A 20,605-nucleotide genomic window follows, 5' to 3' on the forward strand; every position below is an offset into this window, starting at 1 on the left:
CTGTTAAGCAAGCATATACAATCGGCGTATAGCATTCTCAAATATCATCCATAGAAAGGATTAACTAATATGCAGGCTATCAAATGTGAACTCTGCGGCAGCAATGACATCATGAAACAGGATGGTGTTTTCGTCTGCCAGAACTGCAAGACAAAATACAGTCTGGAAGAAGCCATGAAACTGATTGGCTCCGTAAAAATCGATAAATCCGACGATATAGAAAACCTTTTAACACTGGCTAGACGTTTCTATAAGGAAAACAATTATCCCGAAAGTGAAAAGTACTATGAGCTGGCGTTGCGTGAGGCACCCAACAACTGGGAAATCGTCTTCTTCCATGCATACTGCCATGCACTTAATTTCATATCAGGCAATTACTCTGATTCCATCAATACCATATCTAATGGAACCCTCACAGCCTTAAAGTTTATATATAATGATCTTGAAGAAAAAGAGCGCCCCGATGCACTGCATATTATTGTAGCAAAGGACATTCAGTTTTTTGATCTGCTTCTTACTGATATGAAGCGATCAAAGAATCTATCTCCTCAGGATTATGATTCTGCTGTTTTACAGATCTGTAAACTGTACAGGCCGATGGAAACTATCATCAAGCAGTATGCTCTTAATCAGCTGGACACGTTATGTGTTTTGCAAAGAGCTTACTATAATACGATAAAAAAAGCGCCCTGGGCCTTCAGATGGGGTGAAAGGCGCGAACTTCTCGCACGATTGAAAAAAGAACTAGGGATCTGATATACGGGATAAATTACCTTTATCATGTGTCAACAAAACAACTGATAGCGATAACGTTAAAAACACTCACAAAACACTTTGAAAAAGGAAGACTACAGTGATGAAAGAAATTGAAATCATCGATTTGACTGAAGAACAAAGCACAGCCCTCGAAGACATGCTTGACGAATACGATTACTCATTCATCAAATTCAGGCTGGATGGAAGCGTTGAAATCGGCATTTGTGACAACGATCAGCTGATTGCCGGTCTTTCGGCTGTGATGACGGCGTTCCGGATTCTGTATGTCTCCACGGTATTCGTAAAGGAGGAATATCGTCGTAAAGGGTATGGCTCCTTGTTAATGCGTGAAATGGAAAAAAGAGCAAAAGTTCTGGGCGCAAATATGATTCGGCTGGACACCTTTGACTGGCAAGGCAAAGAGTTTTACGAAGCCCTTGGGTACCAGCAGGTCGGTCATTATACAAATGAGGAAGATGGCTTTTCGGAATACTTCTACCTGAAGAGGATTTAAATACGCGGAAGATTGACAAGCCGGCAGTCATCAATAGCTGTTATGTTCCATAACAATGTATGTGAACAGAATTAGATAAAGAAAAAACAGATCCTTGATGGATCTGTTTTTTGCTTGGTGGGATTAGTAGGACTCGAACCTATGTTCCGTTCGCTCAATGGTCGCACAGAATCCTTGGAGCGGACTCTGTGCTCACTTTCGCGCTAACAAACTCGAGTCGCTTCCGACTCTGTCGGACAGCCCACTGGGCTGACGCTTCTCTCGTTTGCCCCCACGATCGTGGAGCCCCCTAGCGTCAAGGTTCGACTATTTCAAACAAAGCAAAAAGGCCAATCCTTTCGGATGGCCTTTTTCGCTTTGGTGGGATTAGTAGGACTCGAACCTATGACCCCCACGATGTCAACGTGGTGCTCTAACCAACTGAGCTATAATCCCAAACGGTCAGCGAAAGGGATTATAGCATAGCTGAAAAATATTTGCAAGGACTTTTTCTGGAGTTTTATGCTTCTTCTTTCGGCCAGGCCTTGCGCCATTGCGGCAGAACGGTCAGAAGCATTCCGAGGCAGCAGGCAGCCATCACAAGATAGTTCAGGTCCACACGCATCCAGAGCAGGAAATTGATCTTCTGATCGAGCGCGAATTCCAGAAGCATAATAATTCCGGCAAAGATCAGCAGCATTGCAATACGGATGCACAGTTCCTTCACGTTCCGTTGTTCCTTCGGCTGCTTCAGCCAGCAGAAGACCAGAATGCCCAGCACCAGGATCGCACTGATCAGCTGATTGGCCTTCACAAATCCCCAGATGATTACTTCGTCCTTCCGCATGGATTCAAAGAGAATCTGGCAGGAAGCATACATCAGGAGCAGAAGGGAGCATGCTCCGCCGGTCTTCCGTTTTTTCATTCTCAGAAGCACGATCAGGAACACAATGGCTGCCAGGCCTTCCCACAGGTTGATGGAAAAACGCCAGGCGCCATAGTAATTCTTGACTGCAAAGGGGAAACGGCAGATCGCGTCCGGTTCTTCCCAGGCGATCATGCTCCACTCTCCCTCGGGATCGAACCATGTCTTTACGCCTGTACCATAACCCGCGCCAATCAGATATTCTGCAAACCGTCCGGCAATAATCAGCAGTGCCGCCGGAGCCGCTGCCGCGTCCGCAATCTTTCCAAAGGACTGACCGGTGATCTTTGCGGTAAGGAATACTGCGGCGAAACCGCCGAGCACAGCGCCATAGAGCATATAGCTGTATCCGCTGCTGATAAAATCCCAGAAGGACAGTTCGCTGTTTTTGATCCATTCAATAGAACAAAGGAAGAAAGCCGCCCGGCCAATCAGGACGCACAGCGGAAACGCAAGCGCTCCGAAAATAAAAGCTGTGCCGGCCCGAATTCCGGTCTTCTTCTTTTGCAGAAGCATCAGTGCCAATGCAAGCACCGCCGCCCCTGTAATAACCAGAGCAAAGGTATCCATTATGTCAATCCCCCGATGCCGCAGAAGCGAAATAGATCATGCCCGGGATTTCCCGCATGCCGATCGCCTTATTGACCTTTTTCTGTCCCAGCCAGAGTTCGGAAGTTCCACCTCCGTCCAGGTTATAGGCCACCTTGCATTCCGGAAACGTTTTGACGATGAAATCCGCCAGCTCCTGGCCATTCATGCCGTATCCGGTCTTGGCGGAATCCACGGTAAATACCGCGTACTTCAGCGTATCCAGCTGGCAGAATGCCGTCCTTGCTGTCGCCAGGTTCAGGGAATGCGTGCTCGTATTCCTCTCAATTTTCTGGGCGACGCCGTCAATCACCAGAGCAGGTCCAAAGGTGAAGATGTTAACAGCCTTTTTTCCGTCTGCTTCCAGTTTTGCCAGGAAAGCATCCATATCGGCGGAAGTCGCTTTCTGAACCACAGACAGATCGCCCTGGTCATCAACAACCAGTACGTCCTGTTTCATGCCTTCTTCCCAGTCGTCCAGGTTATTCAGGAGCAGTTCCCCCTGGCGCATAACATAGCCCTTGAAGTTGTTCATCTTGACATAGTCGTCATTGAAAGCAACCACCGCGTTGAGATAAGGAACGATCTCCTCAGGCTGTGCGCCCTTCTTGATATCGAAGCTGTCAAAGCTCAGTGCCGTACGGATCTGAGAAGGATCCTTGATCTCGATCACAACCCAGCTGATGGTGGTGCCGCCGTCGCTGGACTTGGAATCATAATTCTTTCTCTGATTCAGTACTGCATGAATAGACTCGTCCTCATATTCCTTGTTCGGCTCGATCCAGCCCTCCGCTTTCGGTGCTGTGCCATGTTCCAGCATATCCTGCGGAATCGGCTTGATTTCCGCCATGGCGGAACCAAGCATACAGAAGGTCAGTACAACGACCGCCAGCACAAGAAGAAAACGCTTTTCTGAACGCATTTCAGATAACTCCTCCCAGACTTTTCATACAAAGTTATTTATATCATAGGAAGGCATTCCACGCAAGCTTCTTGAAGCAATCGGCTTGACATGGATTCCTTCTTTTATGATAATAATTTCATTCCTTTCAAAGGAGGTTTCAGGATGAAAAAACGACTCTGCATCCTGTCTTTCTGTTTGCTCTTCCTGTTGCTGGCCGCTGCCTGTTCCGCTTATGCCGATGATCTGCCGTCCAACTACAGCAAGGCACTGAAATATGTCAAAAACAACCAGCCCATGGAGGCCGTTGCCACAAATGTCGGCTGGAACCCGCAGCAGCTCACGGATATCCGCAACGCGCTGCCGGAAGGCGCTGTGTTCCATTTTACCTGTAAATGGAACGGCGTCACCTTCTCGGATGAAAGTGAAGCACTGGATCTGACCAAAGCAAAGAAGGATCTGAATGATAATACTTTCCGTCTGCTGCTGGCCCTTTGCCCGAATGTGAAGTCCGTGGACAACTCCACCAACAAGCTGCCCTCCAATGACACTTTCATTCCCCTGATGGAAGAGCATCCTGAAATTCATTTTGAATGGATTGTTCATCTCCGCGGAGAACACTACTGTCCTACCAACGCTACCGCCTACAGCACGCTGAATCACACGGATTATGGCACCCGTCTGAAATCCTCAGATCTGGAACTGCTACAGTATATTCCCGGCCTGAAAGCCCTGGATGTGGGACATAACTCCTTCACAGACCTGAGCTTCCTCCGCTTCTTCCCGGACTTGGAGCTGCTGATCATCTCCAACAACGATCATGTTGATGACCTGACTGAAGTCGGGAAGCTTTCCCACCTGAAGTACCTGGAAGTGCATAACACCCACGTTTCTGATCTGTCTCCCCTGGCCAACTGTAAGGAAATGCTGGATCTGAACGTCTCCTCCACCTGGGTGACGGACCTGTCCCCTCTGGATGAAGTCACTTCCCTGGATCGGTTCTGGGCAAACGGGCTGAAGAAGCTTCCAGAATCAGAACAAACCCGTTTCAAGGAACTTCACCCCAACTGCACCGCTGATTTCACCGTCAAGGGTTCCGCCATTTCACACAAATGGCGTGAGCACGATCGCTTCTATCGCTTCCGTAGATGCTTCAGGCATAAAATATGGGTACCCTTTGACGAACCCTGGCCCGAAGACTGACACCTCGCCCGGCATTGCCGGGCTTTTTCATTTCTATTCATTATTTGTACTGTTTATGCATAACATTATGCATATATTCATTTTATATGTTTCTTTAAAAATGTTATGATTTTCTATTGTTTTCCTCTTGACATCCGGTTTTAAGGGGTGTATATTGCCTGCATAATCATGCAGAAGGAGGTCACCCCAATGAATAAAGCTGACATCAAGAAAGTCGTCCTCGCCTACTCCGGCGGTCTCGATACATCCATCATCATCCCGTGGCTGAAGGAGAACTACAACGATCCTGAAATCATCGCCGTCTCCGGCGACGTCGGCCAGGGTACCGAACTGGACGGTCTGGAAGAAAAGGCCATCAAGACCGGTGCCAGCAAGCTGTACGTGCTGGACCTGACTGAAGAATATGTGGATGACTACATCATCCCCACCATGAAAGCCGGCGCTGTCTATGAAGACTACCTGCTGGGCACCAGCCACGCGCGGCCCTGCATCGCCAAGGGTCTGGTGGAAATCGCCAAGAAGGAAGGCGCTGACGCCATCTGCCATGGCTGCACAGGCAAGGGCAATGACCAGGTCCGGTTCGAGCTGGCTGTGAAGCACTTCGCACCCGACATGCCCATCATCGCCCCCTGGCGTGAGTGGAGCATCCAGTCCCGGGATGAGGAAATCGACTACGCCGAAGCGCACAACATCCCGCTGAAGATCAACCGGGAAACCAACTACTCCAAGGATAAGAACCTCTGGCACCTGAGCCATGAAGGCATGGATCTGGAAGACACCGGCAACGAGCCGCTGTACGAAAAGCCCGGCTTCCTGGAAATGGGTGTTTCTCCCATCGATGCCCCCGATGCTCCCACTTATGTGACCATCGATTTTGAAAAGGGCATTCCGGTTGCTCTGGATGGCGAGAAGATGTCCGCCAAGAACATCATCCTGAAGCTGAATGAGCTGGGCGGCGCCAACGGCATCGGCATCATCGACATCGTCGAGAACCGGCTGGTCGGCATGAAGTGCCGCGGCGTCTATGAGACTCCTGGCGGAACGATCCTCTACAAGGCTCATGAGACCCTCGAGTCCATCTGCCTGGACAAGCTCACCATGCACGAGAAGCAGAAGCTGTCCATCACCTTCGCCGAGCTGGTTTACAACGGCCTGTGGTTCTCTCCCCTGCGGGAAGCACTGTCCGCCTTCGTGGACAAGACCCAGGAGAAGGTTACCGGTAAAGTGAAGCTCAAGCTCTACAAGGGCAACATCATCAAGGCCGGTGTCTGGAGTGATTACTCCCTGTATTCTGAAGATATCGCCACCTTCGGTGCCAGCGATTATGACCAGAAGGATTCTGCTGGCTTCATCACCCTGTTCGGTCTTCCCACCAAGGTTCAGGCTCTGGTGGACGCCGCCAACAAAAAATAAGCAAAACCGTTTTTATACCATTCCCGCCCCCACCGGCGGGATGGTTTCATATCATCAGCAGATATCTCAATTGAATTGGACAGTTTGTCAGTCATAGTAATCATAATTATGAATTATGAATTATGAATTATGAATTGTCCTGAAAGGACACTATGATTAAGGTATTTATTGACGGAAGCGCCGGCACCACCGGCCTGCGGATCCGGGAACGGCTTTCCGCCCGGAAGGATATTGAACTGATTATCCTGCCGGAAGAGACCCGCAAGGATCCCACCGCCCGGGCGGATGCACTGAACAGTGCCGCAGTTTCCTTCCTCTGCCTGCCGGATGCAGCAGCAATAGAAGCCGCCTCCTTCGTGACCAGTCCGGATGCTGTCATCATCGACACCTCCACCGCCCACAGGGTATCGGAGGACTGGATTTACGGCATGCCGGAACTGACCGGCCTGCGGGAGAAGCTGAAAACAGCAAAACGTATCGCCAACCCCGGCTGCCATGCCACCGGGTTCATCTCCCTGGTTGCTCCGCTGGTCTCCGCCGGTCTTCTGAAAAAGGATGTCCGTCTTTCCAGCTTCTCCCTTACCGGATATTCCGGCGGCGGAAAGAAAATGATCGCGGAGTATGAAGCGGAAAACGTGGATCCCCTGTATCATGCACCCAGGCAGTACGGCCTCACCCAGATGCACAAGCATCTTCCGGAAATGGCCAAGCTCTGCGGTCTGGATCACGCTCCGGTATTCAGCCCCATTGTGGCGCCGTACTACGCCGGCATGGAAGTCACAGTACCCCTGACGCCCGCGGAAACCTCCGCTACACCTGATGAAATCCGTGAAGTTTATAAGACATATTATCAGAAGGGCCTGATCCGCTTTGCGGAAACACCGGATGAAAGCAGCTTCCTGTCCGCCGGTGCCTTTGCCGGCCGGGACGACCTGCAGGTCTCTGTTTACGGCAATGAAGAACGTATCCTTCTGGTTTCCCGCTTTGACAACCTGGGCAAAGGGGCCTCAGGTGCGGCTATCCAGAACATGAACATCGCCCTTGGCCTTGATGAAGCCGAAGGATTGGTGGTTTAAGCCGGTATAAACCCGGCAGCATCAAACTCAACGGGGAGTTAATGATGGATCAGCAGTTAATCAACGAAATCGACATCATGCCGATGAAGCCGGAGGACTACGACGATGTCCGGGCTCTCTGGATGACCATCCGGGGGTTCGGCATCCGGGCGCTGGATGACTCCCGGGAAGACATTGAGCGTTTCATTCAGCGGAATCCCACCACAAGCGTTGTCGCGAAGGCCGGGAACCGGATCGTCGGCACAATCCTGTGCGGTTCTGACGGCCGCCAGGGCGCACTGTATCATGTATGCGTCGCAAAGGAATACCGGCGCCGGGGCATCGGCACCCACATGGTCGGCTTCTGTATGCATCAGCTGAAGGCCATGGGCATCAACAAAGTGGCATTGATTGCCTTCACAGCCAACGACGCCGGAAACGCCTTCTGGAAACAGATCGGCTGGAACAAACGTTCCGACGTTAACTACTACGATTTCGTACTGAACGATAAAAACATTACGCGTTTTATAGGAGAAGACAATGAAGATTCGTAAGATCGCGGGCGGTTTCACAGCAGCAAAGGGATTTAAGGCTGCAAGCTGCGAAGCGGCCATCAAGTATCAGAACCGTCGGGATATGGCGCTGCTGTTTACGGATGTCCCCTGCGCCGTAGCCGGAACCTTCACCTCCAACAGGGTAAAGGCTGCTCCGGTGCTCTGGGATATGGGCATTGTAAAGTCCGGTAGGCCCGCCCGTGCGGTGGTTGTCAACACCGGCATTGCCAATGCAGGCACCGGTGCGGAAGGCATGCGCCTGTGCAGCGAAACAGCGAAGCACACCGCCGAAATCCTGGGAATCTCCGCCGATGAAGTTCTGGTTGGCTCCACCGGCGTCATCGGTCCGAATGTACCCCTGGACCGGATCACTGCCGGTGTCACCGTGATGGCAAAGAATCTTTCCGATTCTGCTGAAGCCGGCACCCTGGCCAGCAAGGCCATCATGACCACCGATACCGTGAACAAAGAATATGCTGTAGAATTCGATCTCCCCGCTGCTTCAGGTGAAGGAACCGTTACTGTCCGCCTTGGCGGCATGAGCAAGGGCTCTGGCATGATTCATCCGAACATGTGCACCATGCTGGGCTATCTGGCCACAGACTGCGCCATCGATCCTTCCCTGCTGCAGAAAGCCCTCAGCAATGTAATCAAGGATACCTTCAACATGATCACCGTGGACGGCGACACCAGCACCAACGATACCCTGCTGCTCTTCTCCAGCAGCCTTGCCGGTAACAAGCCGATCACCACGGAAGATGAAAGCTATGAGCTCTTCTGCTCCGCCCTGTACAGCGTCTGCCATGATCTGTCAGTCCTGATGGCCTCCGATGGTGAAGGCGCCACCCACCTGCTGGAGATCCGCGTTTTCAACGCCGACACGAAGGAAAATGCCCGGACCCTTGCCCGTTCTGTAGCCGGATCCAGTCTGGTCAAAGCCATGATCTACGGCAAGGACGCCAACTGCGGCCGGGTGCTCTGTGCCCTCGGCTATGCCGGTCCGGCCTTTGATCCGGCAAACATCGTCATCACCATGACAGGCAAATCCGGTTCCGTCTGCTTCTATAAGGACGGCTGCGTACAGCTCTTTGATGAAGAAAAGGCCCTGGCCATCCTCTCAGAGCACGATGTGCACTTTGACTGCGATATGAACATGGGTAATGAGGAAGCCACAGCCTGGGGCTGTGATCTCACCTATGACTACGTCAAAATCAACGGCGATTATCGGACCTGACACGTTGTTTCATTCAACAGGTCTGAAAAGTAACTCAATTATGAATTATGAATTGTGAATTATGAATTTTGATTCCAATCAGTGAAGATCATAAGGAGTGCTATGATGAATACCAACCTCACTAACATGGAGCGTGCGGAAGTCCTGACCGCCGCCCTGCCTTACATCCGCCGTTACGCCGGTAAAGTGGTCGTCGTAAAATACGGCGGCAACGCCATGATCAACGACCAGTTGAAGCAGCAGGTCATGGAGGACATCGTCCTGCTGTGGCTTATCGGCGTACGCATTGTGCTGGTTCATGGCGGTGGACCGGAGATCAACGATCTCATGGACAGGCTCGGCAAAAAGCCGGAGTTTGTGGACGGTCTGCGGGTGACAGATAAAGAAACCATGGACATCGTCCAGATGGTTCTTGCCGGCAAGATCAACAAAACGCTGGTCAACCTGCTGGAAATGAAGGGTGGAAAAGCCGTCGGTCTTTCAGGCATGGATGGACGCCTGCTGCAGTGCAGTATGAAGGACGAACGCCTGGGCTATGTGGGTGAAATCCAGAAAGTGCATATCCAGCCAGTTACCGACCTGCTGGACCGGGGATATATCCCGGTAGTCTCCACCGTCGGTTGCGACAAGAGCGGCAATGCCTACAATATCAACGGTGATACCGCCGCAGCCTATATTGCCGGTGCGCTGGGTGCCGAGCGTCTGATCATGATGACGGACATCGCCGGCGTGCTGAAGGACAAGAATGATCCTTCCACCCTGATTCCCCAGATCACCCTGCCTGAGCTGCCCTCCCTGTATGACAGCGGCATTATCTCCGGCGGCATGATCCCGAAGGTGGAATGCTGTGCGAAAGCCCTTTCCCGTGGCGTTCGCAACGTGGTTATCATGGACGGCCGCGTCCCTCACTCCATCCTGATGGAGCTCCTCACCGACGAAGGTGCCGGCACCATGGTCTCCAAAGGAGAAGAAGCTGATGACAGGCAAAAGGGCTGGGAGTGAGCGTCAAAATATCAAATCCGCAGGATGAAGATATTTTGGTAACGCCACCCACAGCTACAGGAGCCCGCGATTGACGAGCCGTAGGCAAAGACAGAGCGGCCGCGACGATCGCTGGGAGTGAGCGTCAAAATATCAAATCCGCAGGATGAAGATATTTTGGTAACGCCACCCACAGCTACAGGAGCCCGCGATTGACGAGCCGTAGGCAAAGACAGAGCGGCCGCGACGATCGCTGGGAGTGAGCGTCAAAATATCAAATCCGCAGGATGAAGATATTTTGTCCACCATTAATTCTGAATTCTTAATTCTGATAATTATCCGGAGGTTCCTATGAACACCATCGAACTGGACAACCAATACGTCGCCTCCACCTATAAGCGGTTCCCCATTGAGATTGTCAGCGGCAAAGGCTCCCTGGTAAAGGATGTCAACGGTAAGGAATATATCGACATGGGTTCCGGCATTGCCGTCACCTCTTTCGGTGTGGCGGATGATGAGTGGATCGCGGCTGTGGAGAAGCAGATCCACAGCGTTCAGCATATGTCGAACCTGTTCTACACTGCCCCCTGCGCCAACCTGGCCAAGGCCCTGTGTGACAAGACCGGCATGTCCAAAGTCTTTTTCTCCAACTCCGGAGCAGAAGCTAACGAATGTGCCATCAAAGTTGCCCGGAAATGGGCAGCGGAACATAAGGGACCTGCCTGTTCCACCATCGTGACGCTGGAGCAGAGCTTCCACGGCCGTACGCTGACCACCCTGGCCGCCACCGGTCAGGATCATTTCCATGAGCTCTTCCAGCCCCTGACTCCCGGTTTCGCTTCTTTCCCCGCCGGAGATATGGACGCGTTGAAAAAGCTATGCGCCAATGGTACTGTCGCCGCGGTTCTCATCGAGATGGTACAGGGTGAAGGCGGCGTCATCGCCCTGGATCCGGCCTTCGTGAAAGAACTGGCTGCTTTCCTGAAGGAGCAGGACATCCTGCTCATGGTGGACGAGGTGCAGACCGGCAACGGCCGCACCGGCACCATGTATGCCTATATGCAGTACGGTCTGCAGCCTGATGTGGTCTCCACCGCCAAGGGTCTGGCCGGCGGCCTGCCCATGGGGGCCACGCTGATGAGCGGGAAAGTGAAAGACGTCCTTTCCTACGGTGATCACGGATCCACCTTCGGCGGCAATCCGATCGCCGCGGCTGCGGCGCTCTCCATCGTGGAACGGCTGACAGACGACTTCCTGGCTGATGTTACCCGCAAAAGCCAGCTGATCCGCAGTCTGCTGGAAGGGGCTCCCGGAATTGAAAGCATCTCCGGCCTGGGCCTGATGATCGGTCTGAAGACCACCAAACCCGCCGCGGAAGTGCTGGCCGCCTGCAGGGAAAACGGTGTCCTCTGTCTCACCGCGAAGGACAAGGTCCGTCTTCTCCCCGCCCTCAACATCCCGGACGAACTTCTGATCAAAGCTGCAGACGTCATTAAAGCCGCTTGCAAATAACCGTTTACCTCCTACTTCCTACCTCCTCTCTCCTACCTCGTTATCACCTCCTACTTTATACCTAAGGAGTTTAAACTATGGCTTATCTTGTGCTTGCTAACGGAACCGTCTTTGAAGGCCGTCGTATCGGCGCGCCCCTCAACCGGATCGGCGAACTGGTCTTCACCACCGGTATGGAAGGCTATCTGGAAACCCTGACGGACCCCAGCTATTACGGTCAGATCGTCACCCAAACTTTCCCGCTGATCGGCAACTATGGTGTCATTGAGGAAGACTTTGAAGGGCACAGCGAACTGTTCGGCTATATCGTCCGGGAGCTGTGCGACACACCTTCCAACTTCCGCTCTGCCTATCCGCTGAATGAATACCTGGTCGCCAAGGGCATCCCCGGCTTGTGCGGTGTGGACACCCGTGAGATCGTCCGTATCACCCGGGAAGAGGGCGTCATGAACGCCATGATCTGCGATGAAATCCCATCCGATCTCAGCGAGATCAAGGCGTTCACAGTAAAAGATGCCGTAGACTCTGTCACGGAAGCCGTAAAGGAAACCTTCCCTGCTGAAGGCAAGGAAGTCTGCCGCGTTGCCCTGATCGATTACGGTGCCAAGCACAATATCATCCGCAGCCTGCAGAAGCGTGGCTGTTCTGTCACGGTGTGGCCCGCCCGCACCACTGCGGAAGCCATCCTGGCTTCCGATCCGGACGGCATCATGCTGTCCAACGGTCCCGGGGATCCGAAAGAAAACACCTTCTGCATCGGCGAGCTCAAAAAGCTGATCGGGAAACTGCCGGTCTTCGGCATCTGCCTCGGTCACCAGCTGACTGCCCTCGCCCTGGGCGGAGATACCATCAAGCTGAAATACGGTCACCGCGGCGGCAACCAGCCCGTTCGGGATCTGGCTGCCGGCCGTACCTATATCACTTCCCAGAACCACGGCTACGCGGTCGTGGCGGATTCCCTGAAGGGAATCGGTACAGAATCCTTCCGGAACGCCAATGACGGCAGCTGCGAGGGTATGGATTATCCGGATCTGAAATGCTTCACCGTTCAGTTCCATCCCGAAGCCGCTTCCGGACCCCGGGATACCGCGGTTCTGTTTGACCGGTTTGTTGCAAATATGACGAATGGAGGAAAAACCAATGCCTAAGGACAGTTCAATCAAAAAGGTTCTGGTCATCGGTTCCGGCCCCATCGTCATCGGCCAGGCTGCTGAATTTGACTACGCTGGTGCTCAGGCCTGCCGCGTGCTGAAAGCGGAAGGCATCAACGTGGTGTTGGTCAACTCCAACCCCGCCACCATCATGACCGACCAGCATCTGGCGGATGAAATCTACCTGGAGCCGCTGAACGCGGCCACCGTCCGCCGGGTCATCGAAAAGGAACGTCCGGACGGACTGATCGCCGGCCTCGGCGGCCAGACCGGCCTGACCCTGGCCATGCAGCTGAGCCGCGACGGCACACTGGAAGAGTTCGGTGTCCGTCTGCTGGGTTCTCCCATTGAAGCCATCGAGCGGGCGGAAGACCGCGAGCGTTTCCGTGAAACCATGCTGAAGGCCGGCCAGCCATGCGTACCCTCCGGCATTGCGGAAAACATGGAGGACGCCCTGAAATGGGCTAATGAAATCGGCTATCCCGTCATTGTCCGTCCCGCCTATACCCTGGGCGGCAGCGGCGGCGGTATTGCTGCCAATGAAGAGGAAATGCGTGTCATCGCCCGTGCGGGTCTCGACGCTTCCCCCATTACCCAGATTCTGGTGGAGAAGTGCATCTCCGGCTGGAAGGAAATTGAGTTTGAAACCATGCGGGACGCCCAGGGCAACGTCATCGCCGTCTGCTCCATGGAAAACGTGGACCCCGTAGGTATTCATACCGGTGACAGCGTGGTTGTGGCGCCTGCCCTGACCCTGTCCGACAAGGAGTACCAGATGCTCCGTACCGCGTCGCTGGATATCATCAGCGCCATCGGCATCGTCGGCGGCTGCAACTGCCAGTTCGCCCTGAATCCCGATTCCTTCGAATACGCGGTCATCGAGGTCAATCCCCGTGTCAGCCGCTCCTCCGCTCTGGCCAGCAAAGCCACCGGTTATCCGATCGCCAAGATCACAACCCGTCTGGCCCTGGGTTATTCCCTGGACGAGATCGCCAACGATATTACCGGCAAAACCTGCGCCTGCTTCGAGCCCACCGTCGACTATGTGGTCGTCAAGTTCCCGAAGTGGCCCTTTGATAAGTTCTATGGTTCTTCCCGCCGTCTGGGCACCCAGATGAAGGCCACCGGCGAAGTCATGGCCATCGGCCAGCGCTTCGAGGAAGCCCTGATGAAGGCTGTCCGCGGTGCGGAAATCTCCCTGGATACGCTGAACGCGCTTCCCCTGACGGACGAACCCATCCGGGATCGCCTGGCCCGCCAGGATGACCGCCGTCTCTTCACCGTCTTTGAAGCCCTGAAGCAGGGTATGACCGTGGACGAGATCTTTGAGATCACAAAGATCGACCGGTTCTTCCTCTACCGGCTCCGCGCCATGGCTGAACTGGAAATGCGGACCGAAGGCAAAGGCCTGCAGCCCGGCGACTATGAAACCTTCAAGAAAATGGGTTATCCGGACAAAGCCATCATGCGGATCACCGGTGCGAAGGAAGTCCCCGGCTGGAAGATGAGCTATAAGATGGTGGATACCTGCGGTGCTGAATTTGCTGCAGAGACACCTTACTTCTACTCCTGCACGGACAAGGCCTGCGAGTCCCGGAGCCTGAAGCGTTCCGGCCGTCCTGTGGTCATCGTGCTTGGTTCCGGTCCCATCCGGATCGGCCAGGGTATCGAGTTCGACTACTCCTCCGTCCACTGTGTGTGGACCCTGCGCCGCATCGGCTATGATGTGGTCATCATCAACAATAACCCGGAGACCGTCTCCACCGACTATGACACCGCAGACCGCCTGTACTTCGAGCCTCTCACTCCGGAAGACGTCATGAACGTCATCGCCGTGGAAAAGCCCGTCGGCGTCGTGGTAGCCTTCGGCGGCCAGACCGCCATCAAGCTGACCCAGTTCCTGGATTCCCAGGGCATCCGCATCCTGGGCACCAGCGCTGAATCCATTGATATCGCTGAAGACCGTGAGCGGTTCGACGCCCTGCTGGAACAGTTCAGCATCCGCCGTCCCCGCGGCATGGGTGTCCGCACCATGGAAGAAGCGGTTGCCGCCGCGGAAGGCCTGGGGTATCCCGTGCTGCTGCGTCCCTCCTACGTGATCGGCGGCCAGAACATGACCATTTCCCGCAGCCGGAAGCACACCGTGGACTACATGACCCGGATCCTCTCCGGCGGCATCGAGAACCCTGTGCTGGTGGACCAGTATCTGCCCGGCATTGAGCTGGAAGTGGATGTCATCTCCGACGGCAAGGATGTGCTGATCCCCGGTATCATGGAACATATTGAACGTGCCGGTGTTCACAGCGGCGACTCCATCGCCGTTTATCCGCCTTTCAACCTGACGGAAAAGTTCCAGGAGAAGATCTGCGATATCTCCACCAAGCTCGCCCTCGCGCTGGGCACCAAGGGCCTGGTCAACATCCAGTACCTGATCTATGACAATGAACTGTACGTCATCGAAGTGAATCCCCGGGCTTCCCGGACAATCCCCTATATTTCAAAGGTCACCGGCGTTCCCATGGTGGATCTCGCTTCCCGCGTCATGCTGGACGAGCCGTTGAAGGATCTGGGCTACGGTACCGGGCTCTATCCAGTCCCGCCCTACTGTGCCATCAAGGTACCGGTCTTCTCCTTTGAGAAGCTGAACGACGCTGACTCCATCCTCGGACCGGAAATGAAGTCCACCGGTGAAGTGCTGGGCATCGGCATCACCAAGGCAGAAGCGTTGTTCAAAGGCCTGTCCGCTGCCGGCTTCCATCTGCCCACCGCCCGTGAAAAGGATCACACCGGCGTGCTTCTGTCCGTTGAGGATGAGGACTTCCCGGATGCCATTGCCGTTGCCAAGCGCTGCTACGATCAGGGTATCAGCGTCTACGCCACCAAGGATACCGCCCGGGCCATTTCCGCCGTCGGCATCCACGTGACTCCCGTTGCTGACCCGAAGATCAGCGATGAGATCATCGGCCTGATGGAAAACGGCTCCGTGAACTACATCATCTATACCGGTGCTGTCAAGGACGACACTGTGGGCGACTACACTGTTCTCCACCGCAAGGCCATGGTTCTGGGTATCCCCTGCATGACCTCACTGGACACCGCCAACGCCCTGATGGACATCCTCGGTTCCCGCTTTACCCTGCAGAATACCGAGCTTGTCGACATCAATCACATGCGTCACTAATTATCACACATAATGAACAAGGGCCATCGGATAGTCCCGATGACCCTTTTCTTATACTTTCCCATAATGTAATACTGTCATTTCTCCACGCCGCAACGGATCATTATGCATTAATAAGCTCTTTCGCTAACGCTTCGATTTGCGCCTTGTTCTCTTCCGTCATGGCGGACAGGATCTTCACCTCTGTCTCCGCGAACGTTGTGTTCTTGCAGCCTTCAAGCATGCCTTTCATCACTTTCGCTGCCGTCGGGGCCCAGCTGCCGTTCTCAATGAAGCCGATCTTCCGGTTCTGGTAGTTCCGTTCCGTCAGGTGCTCAATGAACTCCCTCATGAAGGGGAACACATCAGCGTTATAGGTTGTGGTAGCCAGCACAATCTTTCCGTACCGGAAAGCGTCCTCCACTGCTTCCGCCATGTCGTCCCGGGCCAGGTCGCTGATGGCCACCTTCGGGCAGCCCAGTTCCTGCAGCTTCGCCGCCATGAATTCGGCCGCCTCTTTCGTATGGCCGTACACGGAGGTGTAGAATACAGCAACACCCTCGCTTTCCACGCCGTAGGAGGACCAGGTGTTGTACAGGTCCAGGTAGTAGCCGAGATTCTCATTCAGGATCGGTCCATGCAGCGGACAGATGATCTGGATATCCAGGGCTGCGGCTTTCTTCAGCACTGCCTGTACCTGGGCACCGTACTTACCCACGATGCCGAAGTAATACCGGCGGGCTTCGCAGGCCCAGCCTTCTTCGTCCTCCGCGTCCAGCGCGCCGAACTTGCCAAAGGCATCCGCGGAAAACAGCACCTTGTCCGTGCTGTCATAGGTGAACATGACCTCAGGCCAGTGGACCATGGGCGCGGTCACAAAGGTCAGCACGTGGCTGCCCAGTTCCAGTTTGTCCCCTTCCTTCACCACAATACCCCGGCCGGTATAGTCCGTGCCGGTGAAGTTCTTCATCATCGTGAAGGCCTTGGCGGTTGCTACAACTTTGGCTTCCGGATATGCTTCCATGAAGGCGGAGATTCCGGAGGAATGGTCCGGTTCCATATGCTGTACAATCAGGTAGTCCGGTTTTTTCCCTTCCAAAGCGGCTTCCAGGTTGCCCATCCATTCCTGGACGAAGTTCCGGTCAGCCGTATCCATCACAGCCACCTTCTCGTCCAGAATGACATAGGAATTGTAAGCCATGCCTTCCGGCACGATATACATTCCTTCAAACAGGTCGATCTCATGATCATTGACCCCGATATAACGGATATCCTTTGTCACATTCATCTTACATATCCCTCCCGGATTCATTCTGATGTAATTCTACCACAAGTCATTAACCCGAACAATGATTAACGTTGACACTTATAATTCACAGAAACAATGCCGTCAGCGCTGTTTTGTTATCTGTTTTTAGCCTTAAAACATAAGTTTTCATTATTCATTGCTCTTTACCGAAAAATCATTGTGATTTTTCTGATTTGGTGATACAATCCATCGGCGTGCGAAATGCCGCACAATGGATTTCTGAAAGGAAGCGTAGCCTTTTATGCAGACACTTTTGCTGCTTGCCCTGGCCCTTTTCGCCGGTCTGCTCATGACACGGCTTTTTGTAAAATTCCGCTTGCCGGACGTTACCGCCTATCTGGTGGCCGGCATCCTGATCGGTCCCTGTGTGCTGGGCCGTCTGGGGGTGCCCTGCCTGGGCTTCAATACCTCTGAACAAGTGGATTCCCTGTCCATGATTTCCGATGTGGCCCTGGGCTTCATCGCCTTCGCCATCGGTCATGAATTCCGCCTTTCTGCCCTGAAGCAGACGGGAAAACAGGCTACCATCATCGGTATCCTGCAGGCCGTGGTTGCTACAGCTTTTGTGGATATCGCCTTGATTGCCCTGCATTTCATGATGCCCGATCTGCTTCCGATGCCCGTAGCCATCACCCTCGGTGCCATCGCCGCTGCAACCGCTCCGGCCGCCACCCTGATGGTTGTCCGTCAGTACAAGGCTAAAGGTCCGGTCACGGATGTGCTGCTCCCTGTTGTCGCCCTGGATGACGCTGTCGGTCTGGTGATCTTTGCCGTTTCCTTCGGTATTGCCCAGTCCATGAAGAATGGCACCACCCATATTGCAGCCCTGATCATTGAGCCCCTGATGGAAGTCATTCTTTCTGTCGGTTTCGGCGCCCTGGTCGGCCTTGGTCTCACCTGGCTGGAGCGGTTCTTCCACTCCCACCGCAACCGTAACGCCCTGATCGTCGGCAGCGTGGTGCTCACCGTGGCCGTCAGCCAGCTGAAAATCCCGATTGGTCCTTTCACCTTCGGTTTCTCTTCCCTGCTGGTCTGCATGATGCTGGGCACTATCTTCTGCAACTTCTGCCCCCTGAGCGAGGACCTGATGCTGCAGGCGGACCGTTGGTCCGGCCCGGCCATCACCCTGTTCTTCGTGCTCAGCGGTGCGGCGCTGGATTTCAGTGTCTTTGCGGATCTTTCCGTAGTACTGATCGGTGTGATCTATATCCTGTTCCGTTCCATGGGTAAGATTATCGGCGCCCATTGGTCTTCTGTTCTTGCAAAGAGTCCGAAAACCGTCAAAAAGTATCTGGGCATCACCCTGCTGCCCCAGGCCGGTGTGGCTCTGGGTATGTGCTCCACAGCCTACCGCGTGCTCGGCGGTGTCGAAGGTACCCTGATCCGGAACATTGTCCTGTTCTCCGTGCTGATCTATGAACTGGTCGGCCCGAGCCTGACCAAGTGGGCCCTGACCAAGGCCGGTGACATCCAGGCCAAATCCGCCGACATGCTCACCCGCCGCCAGCGGCGCCTGCAGGAAATCACAAAGCCTGTTCCCCCGGCTTTCGACAAATAAGATTCTCACCCTCCCTTCCCGGTGAAGGGAGGGTTTCTTATTCCTCAATAAAACAGTTTCCTTCCTGAAAGTGATTGTGCTATAATTTCCATGTTGTGTTTGTAAAACATGACAGGAGGTAACCAATGAGGATGCGAGATAACAACTCGGTGCAGTTCTTTAAAACTGACAGCAGGTTGCACCGAGTAAGCAAACAGTAACAGAATCTGTTGTCAGGAACTGCACCTTTCTTCCCAATATCAATCATGAAAAAGAAAGGAACGCAGAATAATGAATCATCAGGAATTAAAAGAACTCTGGAAACAGGAAGAAGCCATCGCCCACATTCACGGCTGGGATTTCTCCCACATCGCCGACAAGTACGAAGAGGAACATGATATCCCCTGGGACTACGACAGTCTTGTCCGTCAGTACCTGAAGAAGGACATGAAGCTCCTGGACTATGACACCGGCGGCGGTGAATTCCTTCTTTCCCTGGGACATCCCTATGAGAACACCGCGGCAACCGAAGGCTTCCCGCCCAACGTGAAGCTCTGCCAGGAAAAGCTGATTCCCCTGGGAATCGACCTGAAGGAGTGTTCCGATCCGGCTCATCTCCCCTATAATGACAGCTCCTTCGATCTGGTGATCAACCGGCACGGCGATTTTTGCCCGGATGAGCTGTACCGGGTGCTGAAACCCTGCGGCCTGTTTATCACCCAGCAGGTCGGCGACCGTAATGACCTGGACCTGGTGCGGATGGTATTCCCGGATACAGCGGATCCCACTTCCGGTCTTCACCTTTCCGTGCAGCAAAGGGCTTTTGAGCAGGCCGGTTTCGAGATTGTCAGGGCGGAAGAACACTTTGGACAGATCCGCTTCTATGATGTGGGCGCGTTTGTCTGGTTCGCCCGTATCATTGAGTGGGAGTTTCCCGGTTTCTCTGTGGACAGCTGCTTTGACCGTCTGCTGCAGATGCAGGCACAGTTAGAGGAAAAAGGCAGCATCGACGGCACCACTCACCGGTACCTGATCATTGCCCGGAAGCCCCTGAAATAAACCGTATAAGCCAGAGAGGTTTCAGTTCAAGCTGAAACCTCTCTTTTATTTCATTCAAAACCTTTTTTATTCTTGAAGGTCCGTTCCTTTTTTGTTATCATCGCAGTACAAAGAACAATAACGGACAAATACAGGAGGCCGCGGATGAATACAAACATCTTCAAAAGGAACGAGCTCCTTGCGCAGAAAGTCATCAAAGGGCTGGAATCCCGCAATATGAGCGGATACTATGCCGCCTCAAAGGAAGAAGCCCTGAAGCTCGCCCTCAGCCTGATTCCGGAATACAGCACCGTCACCATGGGCGGTGCCATGAGTGCCCATGAAATCGGCCTGGTGCAGGCCGTCAAAGACGGCAATTATCATTTCATTGATCGGGATGCTATGGAAGATAAGCGGGCCGCCATGCTGGCCGCCTATGACGCGGATGTCTTCCTTGCCAGTGTGAACGCCATGACAGACGACGGTATCCTCGTGAACATTGACGGAAACGCCAACCGCGTATCCGCCATCTGCCAGGGTCCAAAGGAAGTCCTGTTTATCGTGGGGATGAATAAGGTCTGCGGTGATCTGGACAATGCCATGAAGCGTGCCCGGAACATCGCCGCCCCGACCAATGCCCAGCGGTTCGGCCTGTCCACGCCCTGCGCGAAAACCGGCAAGTGCATGGACTGCAAGAGCCCGGATACCATCTGCTGCCAGTTCCTGATCACCCGGTTCAGCCGCCATGCCGGCCGGATCCACGTAATCCTGGTAAATGACTCCCTTGGTTTCTGA

General features: G+C 53.8%; 17 protein-coding genes and 1 tRNA gene. 14 read left to right on the plus strand and 4 right to left on the minus strand.

Features of this window, described 5'->3' with window-relative positions; all coding sequences use genetic code 11:
- Window positions 1-69 precede the first annotated feature (69 nt).
- Both JYE49_RS07015 and JYE49_RS07020 read left to right on the plus strand, forming a co-directional pair.
- A complete protein-coding gene (locus JYE49_RS07015) occupies window positions 70-756 on the plus strand; it encodes a tetratricopeptide repeat protein (protein ID WP_093958334.1) in 687 nt (228 codons plus the stop codon).
- 100 nt (window positions 757-856) lie between these two features.
- Window positions 857-1,270, plus strand: a complete 414-nt coding sequence (locus tag JYE49_RS07020; protein WP_283399463.1) for a GNAT family N-acetyltransferase — start codon at window positions 857-859, stop codon at window positions 1,268-1,270.
- Window positions 1,271-1,628: 358 nt separating this feature from the next.
- On the opposite strand, the gene JYE49_RS07025 is transcribed toward JYE49_RS07020, so the two are convergent.
- From JYE49_RS07025 to JYE49_RS07035, 3 genes are all read right to left on the minus strand, one after another.
- Window positions 1,629-1,705, minus strand: a tRNA-Val gene (locus JYE49_RS07025).
- 64 nt (window positions 1,706-1,769) lie between these two features.
- Window positions 1,770-2,744, minus strand: coding sequence for a prolipoprotein diacylglyceryl transferase family protein (locus JYE49_RS07030; protein ID WP_093958335.1), 975 nt, complete (start codon window positions 2,742-2,744; stop codon window positions 1,770-1,772).
- 4 nt (window positions 2,745-2,748) lie between these two features.
- Window positions 2,749-3,684, minus strand: coding sequence for a phosphodiester glycosidase family protein (locus tag JYE49_RS07035; RefSeq protein WP_093958336.1), 936 nt, complete (start codon window positions 3,682-3,684; stop codon window positions 2,749-2,751).
- A 144-nt stretch (window positions 3,685-3,828) separates the two neighbouring features.
- Here JYE49_RS07035 and JYE49_RS07040 point away from each other — a divergent pair, with 144 nt between their 5' ends.
- From JYE49_RS07040 to carB, 9 genes are all read left to right on the plus strand, one after another.
- Complete coding sequence (locus JYE49_RS07040) at window positions 3,829-4,866, plus strand: leucine-rich repeat domain-containing protein (protein WP_093958337.1); 1,038 nt, start codon at window positions 3,829-3,831, stop codon at window positions 4,864-4,866.
- Between the two features lie 189 nt (window positions 4,867-5,055).
- Window positions 5,056-6,279, plus strand: a complete 1,224-nt coding sequence (locus JYE49_RS07045; protein WP_093958338.1) for an argininosuccinate synthase — start codon at window positions 5,056-5,058, stop codon at window positions 6,277-6,279.
- Between the two features lie 152 nt (window positions 6,280-6,431).
- Window positions 6,432-7,355, plus strand: a complete 924-nt coding sequence (argC, locus tag JYE49_RS07050; RefSeq protein ID WP_093958339.1) for an N-acetyl-gamma-glutamyl-phosphate reductase — start codon at window positions 6,432-6,434, stop codon at window positions 7,353-7,355.
- Between the two features lie 44 nt (window positions 7,356-7,399).
- A complete protein-coding gene (locus JYE49_RS07055) occupies window positions 7,400-7,888 on the plus strand; it encodes a GNAT family N-acetyltransferase (protein WP_283399464.1) in 489 nt (162 codons plus the stop codon).
- The gene (gene argJ / locus JYE49_RS07060) at window positions 7,875-9,122 is read left to right on the plus strand and encodes a bifunctional glutamate N-acetyltransferase/amino-acid acetyltransferase ArgJ (protein ID WP_093958340.1); all 1,248 of its coding nucleotides are present in this window, start codon (window positions 7,875-7,877) and stop codon (window positions 9,120-9,122) included. The genes JYE49_RS07055 and argJ overlap by 14 nt, the downstream gene beginning before the upstream one ends.
- A 102-nt stretch (window positions 9,123-9,224) precedes the next feature.
- Window positions 9,225-10,124, plus strand: a complete 900-nt coding sequence (gene argB, locus JYE49_RS07065) for an acetylglutamate kinase (protein WP_283399465.1) — start codon at window positions 9,225-9,227, stop codon at window positions 10,122-10,124.
- Between the two features lie 330 nt (window positions 10,125-10,454).
- A complete protein-coding gene (locus JYE49_RS07070; protein WP_093958129.1) occupies window positions 10,455-11,615 on the plus strand; it encodes an acetylornithine transaminase in 1,161 nt (386 codons plus the stop codon).
- A 77-nt stretch (window positions 11,616-11,692) separates the two neighbouring features.
- The gene (locus JYE49_RS07075; protein WP_093958130.1) at window positions 11,693-12,763 is read left to right on the plus strand and encodes a carbamoyl phosphate synthase small subunit; all 1,071 of its coding nucleotides are present in this window, start codon (window positions 11,693-11,695) and stop codon (window positions 12,761-12,763) included.
- A complete protein-coding gene (gene carB, locus JYE49_RS07080; RefSeq protein ID WP_093958131.1) occupies window positions 12,756-15,947 on the plus strand; it encodes a carbamoyl-phosphate synthase large subunit in 3,192 nt (1,063 codons plus the stop codon). The genes JYE49_RS07075 and carB overlap by 8 nt, the downstream gene beginning before the upstream one ends.
- 103 nt (window positions 15,948-16,050) lie before the next feature.
- On the opposite strand, the gene JYE49_RS07085 is transcribed toward carB, so the two are convergent.
- Window positions 16,051-17,214: an FprA family A-type flavoprotein gene (locus JYE49_RS07085; RefSeq protein ID WP_093958132.1), complete on the minus strand. Its 1,164-nt coding sequence runs from the start codon at window positions 17,212-17,214 to the stop codon at window positions 16,051-16,053.
- Between the two features lie 262 nt (window positions 17,215-17,476).
- On the opposite strand from JYE49_RS07085, the gene JYE49_RS07090 reads away from it, so the two are divergent.
- From JYE49_RS07090 to JYE49_RS07100, 3 genes are all read left to right on the plus strand, one after another.
- The gene (locus JYE49_RS07090; protein ID WP_093958133.1) at window positions 17,477-18,793 is read left to right on the plus strand and encodes a cation:proton antiporter; all 1,317 of its coding nucleotides are present in this window, start codon (window positions 17,477-17,479) and stop codon (window positions 18,791-18,793) included.
- A 270-nt stretch (window positions 18,794-19,063) separates the two neighbouring features.
- Complete coding sequence (locus JYE49_RS07095) at window positions 19,064-19,831, plus strand: class I SAM-dependent methyltransferase (protein ID WP_093958134.1); 768 nt, start codon at window positions 19,064-19,066, stop codon at window positions 19,829-19,831.
- Between the two features lie 144 nt (window positions 19,832-19,975).
- Window positions 19,976-20,605 (plus strand): lactate utilization protein, encoded by a 630-nt coding sequence (locus JYE49_RS07100; protein WP_093958135.1) that lies wholly within the window; start codon window positions 19,976-19,978, stop codon window positions 20,603-20,605.

It is taken from the genome of Aristaeella hokkaidonensis (genome assembly GCF_018128945.1).
Classification (GTDB): domain Bacteria; phylum Bacillota; class Clostridia; order Christensenellales; family Aristaeellaceae; genus Aristaeella; species Aristaeella hokkaidonensis.